Below are 15,114 nucleotides of genomic sequence, written 5' to 3' on the forward strand. Positions count from 1 at the left end.
GTGACATGTCCGCACCTGTGTTCCGTCGCCGCACCGCCCTCCTCTCCTCGCTCGGCCTCGTCCTCGTCGCCCTGCCGGTCCTCGGGGCGGCGTCCGCCTGCCAGTCCCTCGCGGGCGGGCCGGTGCTGTCGATGGCGGAGTACCAGGAGCGGGTGGCCGACACCGAGGCGGCCGGTGAGCGCGCGCTGGGCGAGCTGCACCCGGCGCCCAGGGCGGGGGGCGGGACCCTCGACGAGGCCGGCAGCTCCTGCAAGGACGAGTTCGGCTTCGACGACGGCGGCGTCACCCGCAGCGAGCCGCAGTACGAGTGGTCCCTTGAGTTCGCGGACCGGGACGCCTATCTCACGGCCGTCGAGAACCTCCACCGCGCCTGGACCGAGCGCGGTCTCGACGTGCGGCGCGTCGAGACCGACGAGGACACGGGCCTGCCGGGTGTCACCGCCACCGACGACGGCATCGAGCTGACCCTCGCCCCCGACTGGTACGCGCACGAGCCCGTCCTGCGCGCGGACGCCGGGTGCCTGCGGCACGAGTACGACTACCGCCACCAGGACGAGGACGGGTCGCCGTCGTACTGAGGCCCCCAGCCCCCGCCCCTCCGGCCCCGGCCGTCAGGCCGCCCGCTGGAAACCGCGCATCCGTGCGAACGACTTCTCCAGGCCCCCTCGCAGCATCCGCGCCACCGGCCGCTCCACCAGCCGGTGGATCAGCCAGCTCAGCACCAGGAACCCCGCGATGACGGCCACGACCAGCAGTCGCGGGTCCAGCCCTCCGCGCAGACGGTCGATGATCGCCGTACCCGCCATGTAGTGGGTCAGGTAGAGCGGATACGTCAGCGCTCCCGCCGTCACCAGCCACTTCCAGCGCACCCGGTCCGTGCAGCCCAGCGCGACGGCGACCATGAGGAGCAGGAAGGCCGTGTAGATCACCACCGCACCGCGCCAGCTGCTGACCTGCTCGAACTCGACCCGCTCCCCCAGCTCCAGCTGTCCCATCAGCCAGGCCATGGCGAGGATGCCCCACAGGAGCAGGTCCGGGCCGAAGCGGTGCATGAGGTAGAGGGCGAGGCCGGCGATGAAGTACCAGGCGCCGGTCGGGTTGGCGGCCAGCACCAGGAGCGGGAACTTCGACACCGGGGCGAGCATGGCGGCCACGCCCCAGACGCAGCAGAAGACCACGACTCTGCGGTAGGTCAGACCCATGGCGACGACGACGAGGAAGAGCAGATAGAAACGCAGTTCCGACCAGAGGGTCCAGTACACGGGGTCGACGTTCGGGATGCCCGAGCCCTCTTGGAGCATCGTCAGGTTGAACAGCACCTCGCGCAGCGGGAGACGTTCCCATACGCCGGGCAGCGCGGCCAGGACCGCCGTGGTGAAGACCACCGCACACCAGTACGCGGGGTACAACCGGATCACCCGCGAGACGAAGAAGTCCTTCGGGGTACGGCCCCAGCAGGACATGCAGATCACGAAGCCGCTGATGACGAAGAAGATCTCGACGCCGATCCAGCCGAAGGACGCCACCCGGAACCAGCTGGGCATGAGGTCGGACACCGGGCGGTCCCAGACCGCGTTGCCGGGCTGGTTCACGCGGTTCGTGCCGGCGTAGTGATGCAGGGCCACCATGAGGGCGGCGGCCAGGCGTATGCCGTCGATGACGTACAGGCGGGGCCGGGCCCGGTCGCCGGCCATGGCCGCCGGCTTCCGCGCCGACGCCGCCCGTGCCGGTGATCCGGCCGGCGCAATCCCCTGCATCCCGTGCTCCCCGCACCCCTCGACTCATAGAACGGCGGTTCACGCTACGTCCGTACGAGCCACCCCTACAGGGCGAAACGGAGCAATCCGCCCGCCGGGGTGCGGAAATTGCCCCAACCCTCTCCCCCATGCCGCCCAAGGTTCGACGAGGTTTCACCCACCCCCCGCGCAACCCCCGCGACCGGCGCGCCCTTGGAGGTGGTGCTGGCGGGCACCGTCTTCCTCATCGTCAACCAGCTGATCCACACCTATCCGAGCGCCATCCGCACCGCCCCACCGGGCGCGCCGCTGGTCCTCGCCGCGATCGGTGTTCTCCAGGACACGCTGGTGTGGCTGCTGGTCTCCTGGATCGGCTCGCAGCTCGACGCGGGCCTGCATGTCGACGGCTTCCTCGCCGCCCTCCTCGGCGGTCTGGTGGTCCGCGCGAGCGTCCTCGTCCTGATGGCGCTGGGCCCGCAGCCCGTGCCGGAGACCGACTCCTAGACATGGCGAAAGGGGCCCGTACGACCGAAGTCGTACGGGCCCCTTCAGGCCAGTGCAGGTCAGGTGACCTTCAGACCCTCAAGCAAGCGGTACTTACTTGGTGATCTTGGTGACCTGGCCGGCGCCCACGGTCCGGCCACCCTCGCGGATGGCGAACTTCAGGCCCTCTTCCATGGCGACCGGCTGGATCAGCTGGACGGTCATCTCGGTGTTGTCACCCGGCATGACCATCTCGGTGCCCTCGGGGAGGGTCACAACGCCCGTCACGTCCGTCGTACGGAAGTAGAACTGCGGACGGTAGTTGTTGAAGAACGGCGTGTGGCGGCCACCCTCGTCCTTGGACAGGATGTAGGCCTGCGCCTCGAACTCGGTGTGCGGGGTGACCGAACCCGGCTTGATGATGACCTGGCCGCGCTCGACGTCCTCGCGCTTGATGCCACGGAGGAGCAGACCGACGTTCTCACCGGCCTGGCCCTCGTCGAGCAGCTTGCGGAACATCTCGATACCGGTGACCGTGGTGGTGGTCTTCTCGGTCTTGATGCCGATGATGTCGACGGTCTCGTTGACCTTCAGGACACCACGCTCGATACGGCCGGTGACGACCGTACCGCGACCGGTGATCGTGAAGACGTCCTCGATCGGCATGAGGAACGGCTTGTCGACGTCGCGCTCCGGCTGCGGGATCGACTCGTCGACGGCCTTCATCAGGTTGAGGACGGAGTCCACCCACTCCTTCTCGCCCTCGAGGGCCTTGAGAGCGGAGACCTTGACGACCGGAACGTCGTCGCCGGGGAACTCGTACTCGGAGAGGAGCTCACGGACCTCGAGCTCGACGAGCTCCAGGATCTCCTCGTCGTCCACCATGTCGGCCTTGTTCAGGGCGACGACGATGTACGGAACGCCGACCTGGCGGGCCAGGAGCACGTGCTCCTTGGTCTGCGGCATCGGGCCGTCGGTGGCGGCGACCACGAGGATGGCGCCGTCCATCTGCGCCGCACCCGTGATCATGTTCTTGATGTAGTCCGCGTGACCAGGGCAGTCGACGTGGGCGTAGTGACGCGCCTCGGTCTGGTACTCGACGTGCGCGATGGAGATGGTGATACCGCGCTGACGCTCCTCGGGCGCCTTGTCGATGTTGTCGAACGGGGTGGCCTCGTTCAGGTCCGGGTACGCGTCGTGCAGCACCTTGGTAATGGCGGCCGTGAGGGTCGTCTTACCGTGGTCGATGTGACCGATGGTGCCGATGTTGACGTGCGGCTTAGTCCGCTCGAACTTCGCCTTCGCCACTGGGGTCCTCCTGGGAGTGGTTCTGGTACGCCTTACTTCATCGGCGCCAGGTGATCTTTGCTGGATGTCCCGGATCCCGGGGGCAAACATCCGTGATGCGGTTGTTTGCCCCACGAGGCTCCGGAGTCAAGCCTACGGCGTGGACGCGCGGTCCGTTACTCGCCCTTGGCCTTCGCGATGATCTCCTCGGCGACGTTCCGCGGAACCTCGGCGTAGGAGTCGAACTGCATCGAGTAGCTTGCGCGACCCGACGTCTTGCTGCGGAGGTCTCCGACGTAGCCGAACATCTCCGACAGGGGCACGAGGCCCTTCACGACGCGAGCACCCGCCCGCTCCTCCATGGCCTGGATCTGGCCACGGCGGGAGTTGATGTCGCCGATGACCTCACCCATGTAGTCCTCGGGCGTGGTGACCTCAACGGCCATCATCGGCTCGAGGAGCACGGGCGAAGCCTTGCGCGCGGCCTCCTTGAAGGCCTGCGAACCGGCGATCTTGAACGCGAGCTCGGAGGAGTCCACCTCGTGGTAGGCACCGTCGAGCAGCGTCACGCGCACACCGGTCATCTCGTAACCGGCGAGGATGCCGAACTGCATGGCCTCCTGGCAACCGGCGTCGACCGAAGGGATGTACTCCTTCGGGATGCGGCCACCGGTCACCTTGTTCACGAACTCGTACGAGGCGTCGCCGCCCTCGATCGGCTCGATCGCGATGATGACGCGCGCGAACTGGCCGGTACCACCCGTCTGCTTCTTGTGGGTGAACTCGACCTTCTCGACCGACTTGCGGATGGTCTCACGGTACGCGACCTGCGGCTTGCCGACGTTGGCCTCGACCTTGAACTCACGGCGCATACGGTCGACCAGCACCTCGAGGTGCAGCTCGCCCATGCCGCCGATGATGGTCTGGCCGGTCTCCTCGTCCGAGTGGACCTGGAAGGACGGGTCCTCCTCGGCCAGGCGCTGGATCGCGACGCCGAGCTTCTCCTGGTCGCCCTTCGACTTGGGCTCGATGGCGACCTGGATGACCGGCGCCGGGAAGTCCATGGACTCCAGGATCACCGGGTTCTTGTCGTCGGACAGCGTCTCACCGGTGGTGGTCTGCTTCAGGCCCATGACGGCGACGATGTCGCCGGCGCCCACCGACTCGATCTCCTCACGCTTGTTCGCGTGCATGCGGTAGATCTTGCCGATGCGCTCCTTCTTGCCCTTGACGGAGTTCAGCACCGAGGTGCCGGACTCCAGGCGGCCGGAGTACACCCGGACGAAGGTGAGCTTGCCGAGGTGCGGGTCGCTCATGATCTTGAACGCCAGCGCGGCGAGCGGCTCGTCGTCCGACGGCTTGCGCGCGATGACCTTCTCCGGGTCCTTGACGTCGTGGCCCTCGATGGCCTCGATGTCGACCGGCGACGGCAGGTAGCGCACGACGGCGTCGAGCAGGGGCTGAACGCCCTTGTTCTTGAACGCGGTGCCGCAGAACACGGGGGTGACGGTGGTGCCGCCGCCCTTGCCGGACGCGATGGTGATACGACGGATCGCCGCGTACAGCTGCTCCACGGAGGGCTCGGTGCCCTCCAGGTACAGCTCCATCAGCTCCTCGTCGTTCTCGGCGACGGCCTCGAGCAGCTTGCCGCGGTACTCCTCGGCAGCCTCGAGGTGGGTGTCCGGGATGTCGACGACGTCGTACATCTCGCCCTTGGTCGCCTCGGCCGACCAGACCAGGGCCTTCATCGTCACGAGGTCGATGACGCCCTTGAAGTCCGCCTCCGCGCCGATCGGCAGCTGCATGACCAGCGGCTGCGCGCCCAGGCGGTCGGAGATCATGTCGACGCAGCGGTGGAATTCGGCGCCGGTGCGGTCGAGCTTGTTGACGAAGCAGATACGCGGCACGCCGTAGCGGTCCGCCTGACGCCACACGGTCTCGGACTGCGGCTCAACGCCGGCGACGCCGTCGAACACCGTCACGGCACCGTCGAGCACACGCAGGGAGCGCTCCACCTCGACGGTGAAGTCGACGTGGCCCGGCGTGTCGATGATGTTGATGGTGTGGTCGACGTCTTCCAGCGGCCAGTGGCAGGTGGTGGCAGCAGAGGTGATCGTGATGCCACGCTCCTGCTCCTGCTCCATCCAGTCCATGGTGGCAGCGCCGTCGTGGACCTCACCGATCTTGTAGGACACACCGGTGTAGAACAGGATCCGCTCGGTGGTGGTCGTCTTGCCCGCGTCGATGTGGGCCATGATGCCGATGTTGCGCACCCTGGCCAGGTCAAGCGAAGTGGTAGCCATAAGGCTTCAGTCTTCTCTCGGTCTCGATGTGGGTAGCGACTACCAGCGGTAGTGCGCGAAGGCCTTGTTGGACTCGGCCATCTTGTGCGTGTCCTCGCGCTTCTTCACAGCGGCACCGAGGCCGTTGCTGGCGTCGAGGAGCTCGTTGAGCAGACGCTCGGTCATGGTCTTCTCGCGACGGGCGCGGGAGTAACCGACCAGCCAGCGCAGCGCCAGGGTGTTGGCACGGCCGGGCTTGACCTCGACCGGGACCTGGTAGGTGGCGCCACCGACACGGCGGGACTTGACCTCGAGGGTCGGCTTGATGTTCTCGAGAGCGCGCTTCAGCGTGATGACCGGGTCGTTGCCGGTCTTCTCGCGCAGGCCCTCCATGGCGCCGTAGACGATGCGCTCGGCGGTGGAGCGCTTGCCGTTCAGCAGCACCTTGTTGATCAGGGAGGTCACCAGAGGAGAACCGTAGACCGGGTCGATGATGACCGGGCGCTTCGGGGCGGGGCCCTTACGAGGCATTCTTACTTCTCCTTCTTGGCGCCGTAGCGGCTGCGGGCCTGCTTGCGGTTCTTGACACCCTGGGTGTCGAGCGAACCACGGATGATCTTGTAGCGAACACCCGGCAGGTCCTTCACACGGCCGCCGCGCACGAGCACGATGGAGTGCTCCTGCAGGTTGTGTCCCTCACCCGGAATGTAAGCGGTGACCTCGATCCCGCTGGTCAGACGCACACGCGCGACCTTACGCAGGGCCGAGTTCGGCTTCTTCGGGGTGGTCGTGAACACACGCGTGCAGACGCCACGACGCTGAGGGGAACCCTCGAGTGCGGGCGTCTTGTTCTTCTCGACCTTGTCCTGCCGGCCCTTGCGGACCAGCTGCTGGATCGTAGGCACTACTTCTCCGGTTTCTGTGTGCCGATGGTGAAGCTAACCTGGAACGTCGCCGACCCACGCGGTCGGGTGTGTCGAATCCCGCGGACTCCCGCCGCAAGGCAGAAAGAAGCGCAGATTACGGTGGCCACTCTCGGACCCCCGGTGCGGTCGGAAGGCACGCACGAGGGCCAGGGCACACCCCAGGCACAAGGTCTGAGCGTACCTACCGCACCGACTTCGGTCAAAACAAATGGAGCCCACCCCGACACGCCGGACTTCTCACCTCCTTGACCGCCTTTCCCCACTCCTCGCCGCGATGGCCGAATCCCGCTCTTCCCGCGTCGGCGCTCTTGCGCGTTCAGTACGTTGATCCGCCCGCGGCGACCTTCGGGGGAATGGGCATGACAGAACGGACCTACGCGTCGGACGACGGTGGCCTGGACGACCGGGTGCCGTTCCTGGCACGGCTGGAGAGCGAGGACCGCTCGGCGCTGCTCGCGCTCGGCCGCGCCCTCGCCTTCACCCGGCGCACGGTCCTGCTCCACCAGCACGAGCCGTCCTCCCACGTGCTGTTCCTGGTGGACGGCTGGACCAAGGTCACCGCGTCGGCCGCCAACGGCTACGAGGCCCTGCTGGCCCTGCGCGGTCCCGGCGACATCATCGGCGAGTCGGCGGCGCTGACCGGGCGGCCGCGCTCCGCCACCGTCACCGCGCTGGAGCCGGTGCGGGCGGTGGCCGTGGAGCGGGAGCGCTTCCGCGACTTCCTCGGCCGCTCCCCCGCCGTGTCGTTCGCCCTGCTCGGACTCACCGCCGACCGCACCCGGGCGGCGGACCGGCGCCGGCTGGAGTTCGCGTCGATGAGCGTGCGGGAGCGGCTCGCCGTACTGCTCCTCGACCTGGCCCGCACCCACGGCCGGCGCACCCCGGACGGTGTCGAACTCGCCGTGCCGCTGAGCAAGCAGGAACTGGCCGGCTCGGTGGGCGCCTCGCGCGAGATGGTGCAGCGGCTGCTGAAGGAGCTGCGGGACAAGGAAGCCGTGATCACCGGCCGCCGCACGCTGCTCATCCGGCGCCCCGACATCCTGCGCCGGATCGGCGCGGCGGCCCCGGTCCCCGGCATCCCCTCGCCGCCGGGGCCCCGAGAGGAGTGACGCACGCGCCCCGGCGGGCCTTCTGCGCAGACGGTTCTGCGCAGACCGTTCTGTGCACACGGTCACACTTCGAGTGCGTCATCCGCCCTCACCACCCGGGCCCCCGGGCCACCACGCTTGCGCTGTCCGCCACCCCCCGTTCGAGAGGCGACCATGAGCGACCCCGTGAGCCGCACGCTCCTGTTGCTGGACATCGAGAGGTTCAGCGACCGGGACGACGTGGAACAGGCCTATCTGCGGCGCATGCTCTACGACATCACCGACCGCGCGCTGCAGAGCGCCGGCATCGACGAGACCCGGCGGCTGCGGGCCGACCGTGGCGACTCGGTGATGGAGCTGATCGACGCCAACGCCCCGGTCACGGCGCTGCTGCGGGCCCTGCTCAGCGAGGTGCCGGCCCAGCTGCGGGCCGTCAACCGCATGGCCTCCCGATCCGCCCAGATCCGGCTGCGCGGCGTCGTCGCCACCGGCTACGTCGCCGTCGACGAGCGGGACGGCTGGGTCGGCTCCGACCTCAACCACGCCTGCCGCCTGCTGGACTCCGACGTGCTGCGCGCCGCGCTGCGTGAGCGCCCCGACGACTTCGCGCTGTGCGTCTCGGACGCCCTGTACGCCGGCGTCGTACGGCACGACCACCCCGGCATCCCGGCCGACGGCTTCCACCGCGTGACCGTGACCGGCAAGAACGGCCCGCTGACGGCATGGCTGCACGGCCCGCTGCCCGCCGGGGCGGCCGCCACGGACCACGGTGAGAGGGGGGAGGGGGACGCGCCGGGCGGATCGGGGGACCGCCCGGCGCACCCCGGCGCCGCCGGTGCGGGGGACGGGGACACCGGCGCCGCCGCCGCGGAGAACGGGTCCCCCCGCACCGGCGCCGCCGGGAACGGGTCGCCCGCGCCGGACGGCGCCCCCGCGAGCCGCCCGGCGCCGGCCGGATACCGGGGAGCCCCGGCGCCGGGCCCCGTGCTGCACGTCACCGGGGGCTCGGTCAGCTTCGGCGGCGGCTATGTCGCCGGTGACCAGCACGGCGTGTCCGGCGGCCGGTCCACCGGCGACGTCGTCATGGGCGGCAAGCACGTCGTCACCGGCGGCAAGACGGAGCAGGAGGAGCGGCCGTGACCGGGCAGGAGCCGGGGGCACAGGGAGCGGCGGCGCCCGGCACTGGGCCCGCGCCGGAACGGGGCGACCCGGCCCCGGACGAGGCCCGCCCGGACGGCGGGACCGAGGAGACAGAGGAGCGGGACCAGCCGCAGAACGCCTGGTCGGCCCGGCGCGACCTGATCGACCACAGCCCGCGCACCATGAACGTCGGTGCCCGCACCCGCTTCGGCGGCGGCTATGTCGCGGGCGACCAGCACGGCGTGTCCGGCGGCCGGGTCACCGGCGACGTCATCATGGGCAGCAAGACGGAGATCCACCACTGGTCGTTCTCCGGGCTCTCCACGGCCGCCTCCGCCTCCGGCGAGATCCCCCGCACCACGCTGGAACGGCTCGCCGCCTCCTTCGTCGCCGCCGAGGAGACCGTCGAGGCCCTGCTGGACCGGCTGCGCCGTGAACGCGTACTGGTACTGTCCGGCGCCCGCTTCACCGGCCGCCGCACGGCCGCGCTGATGCTGCTGCACCGGCTCGGCGCGTCCCCCGTGCACCTGCTGGACCGGGACACCTCACCCGGCGCGCTCGCCGAGCGGTGCACCGCGTCCGCCGAGGGCGGCGGACAGGGCGCGCGCGGCTACGTCCTGTGCGACCTGACCACCCGTCGCGGCAACCCGCTGCGCGAACCGCACCTGCTCGCCGTCCGCGACCGGCTCGCCGAGCAGGACGCCTATCTGGTCGTCACCGTCGGCCCCGCCGCCGCCCTGGAGGACGTGCCCGCCGCCGTCTGGCGCCCGCCCGCCGCCGAGGAGGTGCTGGCCGCGCACCTGCGCGTCCGCACGGACGAGGCGACCGCCGCGCGCCTGCTCGGCCTGCCCGACGTCAAGGAGTTCCTCGGCCGCGGGCACCAGTTGCGCGAGACCGCCGCGTTCGCCCAGCTGCTCGCCCGGTACGCCGCCGAGGAGGTCAGCGAGCGGGCCGTGGCCGGCTTCTCCCTCGCGTCGCTGGAGAACCAGGTCCAGGAGTGGTTCGAGGAGGACGAGAGCGCCATCCCCTTGCGGGACAAGGCGTTCCTCGTCGCCCTCGCCGCCTTCGACGGCGGCCCGTACGCGCTCACCGCCGAACTCAGCGACCTGCTCTACCGCTTCCTCCAGAAGACCGACAACCCGGCCCGCGTGCCCGAGGTCCCCGTCTTCGGCACCCACGTGGGCAAGCGCCTGCAACTGGCCCGCGCCGAACTGCACGAGGGCGACGAGCACACCGAGTGGGGGCCGGTGACGCAGACGATGGCCGCGTTCACCGACGACCGGGTCTCACTGGTGCTGCTGCGGGAGGTGTGGACGGGCCACCCCTCCGCCCGGCCCGCGCTGATCGAATGGCTGCGCCGGCTCGCCGACGACGGCCGCCCCCTGGTCCGCACCCGGGCCGCCTCCACCGTCGCCGTCCTCGCCCGCGCCGACCTGCCGTCCGCGATGGCGCTGGTCATCGAGCCGTGGGCGACCTCCACCCGGTTCCGGCACCGACTCGTCGCGGTCAACTCCCTCACCCTCGCCCACTTCAGCGACACACCCAACATCCCGCGCATCCTCGATGCCTGGTGCGGAAGCGAGGACCGGCGGCTGCGCTGGGTGGCCGTCCGCGCCTACGCGCTGATCGGACCGGAGCGGCCGGAACAGGCCCTCGCCGCGCTGCGCCAGGCCGCCCGCCGCCTGTACGCGAACCTCGACGACCCCGACGACTTCGACCGGGAGATGGCGGCGGAGCTGGCCGAGGCCGTGGAACTGCTGCTGCTGTCGCCCGCCGCCGCCGAGGTGCTGGCCGGGCTGCTCGGGCACCTCGACGACGACCGGGCGGTGCGGGACCTGGCGCTGGGCGGCTTCATCAACGCCTGCAGGCGCACCGAGGGCGACGAGCGGTACGGCCTGCCGCTCGTCCTCGGCTGGTACGCCCGGGCCACGGCCGACGACGAGACCGCCGCGCAGGGCATCGCCCAGCTGTGGCGCCGGGCGCTCGGCGATCCGCACGCCACCCGGCCGGCCCTGGACCTGCTGCGCGAGTGGGTGCTCATCGCCGACCGTTCCACGGGCACCGAATGGGCCCTCGCCGCGCTCCTGCCGAAGCTCGTCCCGACCGGGCCCGAGTACCAGCGGCTGAGCCATCTGCTGCGCACCATGCCCGGCGAGGACGGCAATCCCCCGCCGCCGGTCGCCGCCCGCCTGCTCACCACCTTCGGGTGACCCCGGCCCCGGTCAGGTCCCCGAGTACGTCCCCGAGGAGACACGCACCATGCCCACCTTCCACCGCCAGCCGGAGTGGCAGCAGCCGGCGGACCGGCACGCCCGGCTGATCGACCCGGTGCTCACCGTGCGGCAGCTGTCGCGCTTCGACCTGTCGCTGAAGCACGTGGTCCGCATCGACCACGCACTGGTCTTCGCCACCCCGAAGGGCGGATACGAGACGTTCCTGCCGCCCAGACGGCCCGCCCGCGGCGAGATCATGGCCAGCCGCTACACCGCCGTGTACGAGGTGGACATGGGCGTCCATCCCTTCACGGACACCCTCACACTGCCGAGCGACAACGACGCGTTCGAGTTCACCGCCGAGGCGGACGTCTCCTGGCAGGTGCTCGACCCGGCGCGGTTCGTGGCGAGCGGGATCCGGGACGTGCCCGGGCTGCTGCTCGGCGAGCTCCAGCAGACGGCCCGGCCGGTGACCCGCCGCTTCGCCATCGCCGACAGCGCGGCGGCCGAGACGGAACTGCTGAAGGCGGTCCAGCTCGTCGGCCCGCTCGGCGCGCCCGCGGGACTCCAGGTCACCTGGACGCTGCGGCTGCGGCGCGACCGGGCGAACATCGACCACCAGCAGCGGCTCCAGGCCATCGACCACTCCGCGGCCGAGCAGATCCGCACCGCGCAGCAGGGGATGCGGGTCGACGTGGAGATGGACCAGCGCTTCCGCCAACAGGACGCGCTTCAGGTCGGCCGGGCCCTGGACTACGGCCGGCAGCAGCAGGAACTCCTCCTCCAGCAGCAGCGCTGGCAGCACGAGCAGGCACTGCTCCAGGGCCGGCACCAGCTGGAACTCCAGCAGATCGAGGCGCAGAAGATCCAGTTCTACCAGTGGCACCTCCAGCAGGGCGGCGTACAGGCGTGGGCGCTGCACCTCGCCCAGCACCCCGAGGACTCCCGGCTCGTCATGAGCAGCATGCGCGAGGACCAGCTCCGCATGATCCAGGCGCAGATGGACCTGGTGAAGGAGCTGCTCGGCGGCGAGGGCGCGGAAAGGTTCGAGCTGGAGGGCCCCAAGCAGCTCGCCCTGCGCACGGTCAGCGACATCCTCAACCAGCGCCTCCCCGGCGTACCCCAGAACCCGCCTCTCCTCCCGCCGACCGCCCCGGCACCGCAGCCCCAGCCGGACGCGGGCACGGACATGGGCACCGGCAGACCGGAGCAGCCCACCGAGGACACCGGCACGCCGGAGCAGCCCACCGCGGACACCGGCACGCCGCCGCCCGCACCGGCCGGCCCCCACGCCGCTCCGCCTTCCGCGTACGCCCAGCAGCCGGCACCGGGTGCGCCCGGGGCCGACGGGTCACCCGCCTGGCAGCCGCCGCCGTACGCGCCACCGCCCATGCCGTACACACCACCGCCCTCCACCCCTTGTCCGCCGTACTCCGCCACGGGCGGATCCGTGCCAGGGGTTCCGGGCCCCGCTCCGGCACCGCCCGCGTCCGTCGCCTGGCAGCCGCCGGCCGGCTACGGCACGACGCCGACCGCGCCCCCGCAGCCGAGCCCGGCGGCCCCGCCCGCCTCCGAGGACGGCTCCCCGCAGGAGGCCCCTGGTCCATGACGACGACCCACGAGTCCGGCCCCCGCTCCCCTCGCACGAAGGAACCCCGATGACCCAGCAACCCCCGCCGTCCCCACCGGAATACCCGGAGCCGCCCGCCCAGGCCCAGCAGCCGCCCCACCTGCCGCCGCAGTACCCCCAAGCGCCGCCGCCTTACCCCCAGGCCCCCTACGCCCAGGCCCATCAGCCCCTGTTACCCCCCCAGCACGCCCAGCCCCACCCGCACCCGCACCCGCACCCGCAGTACCCGACAACGCCGCACCCCCCGCAGTACCCGGCACCGGGGCCGGCCCAGCACCCCCACCACATCCCCACCGATCGCGGCCGGATCCACATCTCCGCCCAGCAGCGCCGCACCGACGCCACCGCCGTCGGCAACCTGCTGCTCTACCTGCCGCACTTCCTGTGCAGCCTCCTCGTCATCGGTCTCCTCTCGCTGATCTTCGGCGGCCTCGGCTTCGTGCTCGTGCTGGCCTGGCTCGCGAGCGGCGCACTCGTCTTCCACCGCCCGACCGAAAGCGCCCTCGCGCGCCATCTGCTCCGTTTGCGCTACCCCACTCCGCAAGAACGAGCCAGACTTGAGCCCGTCTGGCGGGAGGTCACCGCCCGCGCGGGCGTCGAGGGCCGGAACTACGAACTGTGGGTGGAGGACAGCGACAACCTCAACGCGGTCGCCGCCGCCGGCCACATCGTCGGCGTCACCCGTTTCGCCCTGAACGAGCTGCCCAGCGGGGAGCTGGCCGCCGTCATGGCGCACGAGCTGGGCCACCACGTGGGCGGTCACGCCTGGTCCTCGCTGCTCGGCTACTGGTACGCGCTGCCCGGGCGCATCGCCTGGCGGGTGCTGCGCGGGGTCACCGGGTTCATGTTCCGGGTCTCTCGCGCCTTCTCCTGCTTCGGTGTGGTGTTCTTCGGCCTGTTCGTCGGCGGTATCGCCCTGGCCACCATCAGCAGCCTGTACGGCTTGCCGCTGCTGATCCTGGCCATGCCGTACGCGCTCGCCGCGGTCGGCCGGCGCGCCGAGCTGCGCGCCGACCAGCACGCCGCCGCGCTCGGCTTCGCACCGATGCTGGCCGCCGTACTGGAGAAGCTGCACCAGCAGGAGCAGCGGCAGGCCGCCGCCCTCACCGCCGCCCGCGGAGGTGTCCCGATGGCCGAGAGCCCGGCCGGCAGGCTGCTGGCCTCACACCCGGACTACTTCACCCGGCTCCACCACCTCCAGGCCTACCTCCAGCCACAGCGCTGACACCCCCGGCGGCTCCGAGTCGCCCCGGCAGCCGAGGGCCCCGCCCGCGATGCCGCCCCGGATGACCGGCGGCCCCAGCATTCCCGGGGTGGCACCAGCAGCCCTGGGGGGTGGCCTGGGCGGGCCGGCAGCCCCCGGCCCCGGCGCGCACCCGGCACGCACCCGTCACCCGGGGCCCGCCAGGACGGCCAGCAGTCCGGCCAGCCCCACCACGAGCGCCCAGCCGGCCACGGACATCCAGCCCAGCACCAGCCCGATCAGCGCGAGCCCGTCACCGATGTCGTCCGCGCGCCGTATCTCGGATCGCGCCGCGTGCCCGAGCACGACCGCCGGTATGCCGGTCAGGCCCATGGTGGGCAGACAGAGCAGCCCGCACACGGCGGCGGCGACCGCCTTCCCGTTCGTCCGCGGCCGGGCTGCCGCCAGGAACGTCCGGGGCACGTCGGCACCCGCAGCGGGCTGCGCCACGGGCCCCTGCGGCAGATCGGCGACGAGCAGCGCCAGCTCTCCCACCGTGCGGGCCGTGTAGACCCGCGCGACCCGCTGCTCGAACTCGGTCCGCTCCATCCGCCCCTCCCCGTACCCGGCTCTGAGCACGTCCACGGCGCGCTCCCGGTCGGCGTGCGACGCCAGCAGCGACGGGCCGCCGTACCCGCCCCACGGCTGCGGCACCCCGTTGGCCTTCCCCTCCCAGGGCTGCCACGAGGGATTCGACGACTGCGACACGGGCACCTCCCGGAGCGCTCAGTGACTCCATCATCCGTCGAACCGGCATCCGAGGCATCGGGGTCACACCCGGAGAAAACCCCTACCCGTCGTCCGGGGGGCCTACCCACCCCGGGCACGCCACAGGGCGGCCACCCGAAGGTGACCGCCCTGTGGATCAAGCGACTCGCTTACTGGTTGTACGGACCGTAGTCGTAGTCCTCCAGCGGAACGGCCTGGCCGGAGCCGGTGCCGAACGGCGAGTAGTCGATGTCGTCGTAGCCGACGGCCGAGTACATCGCGGCCTTGGCCTCCTCGGTCGGCTCGACCCGGATGTTGCGGTAGCGGGACAGACCCGTACCGGCCGGGATGAGCTTACCGATGATGACGTTCTCCTTG

At 71.0% G+C, this 15,114-nt stretch carries 14 protein-coding genes; 7 read left to right on the plus strand and 7 right to left on the minus strand.

Annotation, left to right across the window (positions count from 1 at the left end):
• Nucleotides 1–5: 5 nt before the first annotated feature.
• Nucleotides 6–578 carry a hypothetical protein gene (locus VE614_RS13430; protein ID WP_324936142.1) on the plus strand — a complete coding sequence of 191 codons (573 nt, stop codon included), beginning with the start codon at nt 6–8 and terminating at the stop codon, nt 576–578.
• A gap of 33 nt (nt 579–611) precedes the next feature.
• Here VE614_RS13430 and VE614_RS13435 read toward each other — a convergent pair whose 3' ends face one another.
• Nucleotides 612–1,694, minus strand: a complete 1,083-nt coding sequence (locus tag VE614_RS13435) for an acyltransferase (protein ID WP_324936144.1) — start codon at nt 1,692–1,694, stop codon at nt 612–614.
• Between the two features lie 255 nt (nt 1,695–1,949).
• Here VE614_RS13435 and VE614_RS13440 point away from each other — a divergent pair, with 255 nt between their 5' ends.
• Nucleotides 1,950–2,240 (plus strand): hypothetical protein, encoded by a 291-nt coding sequence (locus tag VE614_RS13440; protein ID WP_324936146.1) that lies wholly within the window; start codon nt 1,950–1,952, stop codon nt 2,238–2,240.
• A 93-nt stretch (nt 2,241–2,333) separates the two neighbouring features.
• On the opposite strand, the gene tuf is transcribed toward VE614_RS13440, so the two are convergent.
• The 4 genes from tuf to rpsL all read right to left on the minus strand — a co-directional run bounded on the left by tuf (nt 2,334) and on the right by rpsL (nt 6,693).
• Nucleotides 2,334–3,527, minus strand: a complete 1,194-nt coding sequence (gene tuf, locus VE614_RS13445) for an elongation factor Tu (protein WP_086167815.1) — start codon at nt 3,525–3,527, stop codon at nt 2,334–2,336.
• A gap of 155 nt (nt 3,528–3,682) precedes the next feature.
• Nucleotides 3,683–5,809 carry an elongation factor G gene (gene fusA, locus VE614_RS13450; RefSeq protein ID WP_324936149.1) on the minus strand — a complete coding sequence of 709 codons (2,127 nt, stop codon included), beginning with the start codon at nt 5,807–5,809 and terminating at the stop codon, nt 3,683–3,685.
• A 39-nt stretch (nt 5,810–5,848) separates the two neighbouring features.
• Nucleotides 5,849–6,319 (minus strand): 30S ribosomal protein S7, encoded by a 471-nt coding sequence (gene rpsG, locus VE614_RS13455; protein ID WP_003998848.1) that lies wholly within the window; start codon nt 6,317–6,319, stop codon nt 5,849–5,851.
• A gap of 2 nt (nt 6,320–6,321) precedes the next feature.
• Nucleotides 6,322–6,693: a 30S ribosomal protein S12 gene (gene rpsL / locus VE614_RS13460; RefSeq protein WP_003948652.1), complete on the minus strand. Its 372-nt coding sequence runs from the start codon at nt 6,691–6,693 to the stop codon at nt 6,322–6,324.
• Between the two features lie 380 nt (nt 6,694–7,073).
• Between rpsL and VE614_RS13465 the strand changes: the two genes are divergently transcribed.
• The 5 genes from VE614_RS13465 (at nt 7,074) to VE614_RS13485 (ending at nt 14,010) form a co-directional block, all read left to right on the plus strand.
• Nucleotides 7,074–7,823 carry a Crp/Fnr family transcriptional regulator gene (locus VE614_RS13465; RefSeq protein ID WP_324936151.1) on the plus strand — a complete coding sequence of 250 codons (750 nt, stop codon included), beginning with the start codon at nt 7,074–7,076 and terminating at the stop codon, nt 7,821–7,823.
• A gap of 165 nt (nt 7,824–7,988) precedes the next feature.
• A complete protein-coding gene (locus VE614_RS13470; RefSeq protein WP_414719567.1) occupies nt 7,989–8,942 on the plus strand; it encodes a hypothetical protein in 954 nt (317 codons plus the stop codon).
• Nucleotides 8,939–11,152: a hypothetical protein gene (locus tag VE614_RS13475; RefSeq protein ID WP_324936156.1), complete on the plus strand. Its 2,214-nt coding sequence runs from the start codon at nt 8,939–8,941 to the stop codon at nt 11,150–11,152. The genes VE614_RS13470 and VE614_RS13475 overlap by 4 nt, the downstream gene beginning before the upstream one ends.
• Before the next feature lie 49 nt (nt 11,153–11,201).
• Nucleotides 11,202–12,764, plus strand: coding sequence for a hypothetical protein (locus VE614_RS13480; protein ID WP_324936158.1), 1,563 nt, complete (start codon nt 11,202–11,204; stop codon nt 12,762–12,764).
• 49 nt (nt 12,765–12,813) lie between these two features.
• Nucleotides 12,814–14,010 carry a M48 family metalloprotease gene (locus VE614_RS13485; RefSeq protein ID WP_324936160.1) on the plus strand — a complete coding sequence of 399 codons (1,197 nt, stop codon included), beginning with the start codon at nt 12,814–12,816 and terminating at the stop codon, nt 14,008–14,010.
• Nucleotides 14,011–14,175: 165 nt separating this feature from the next.
• On the opposite strand, the gene VE614_RS13490 is transcribed toward VE614_RS13485, so the two are convergent.
• Both VE614_RS13490 and VE614_RS13495 read right to left on the minus strand, forming a co-directional pair.
• On the minus strand, nt 14,176–14,736 hold the full coding sequence (locus VE614_RS13490) for a DUF1707 and DUF4190 domain-containing protein (protein ID WP_324936163.1): 561 nt from the start codon (nt 14,734–14,736) through the stop codon (nt 14,176–14,178).
• Between the two features lie 170 nt (nt 14,737–14,906).
• On the minus strand, nt 14,907–15,114 hold a 208-nt coding region (locus VE614_RS13495), incomplete at its 5' end, for a hypothetical protein (RefSeq protein ID WP_324936165.1).

Source organism: Streptomyces sp., from assembly GCF_035645055.1.
In the GTDB taxonomy this organism is placed as follows: Bacteria; Actinomycetota; Actinomycetes; order Streptomycetales; family Streptomycetaceae; genus Streptomyces.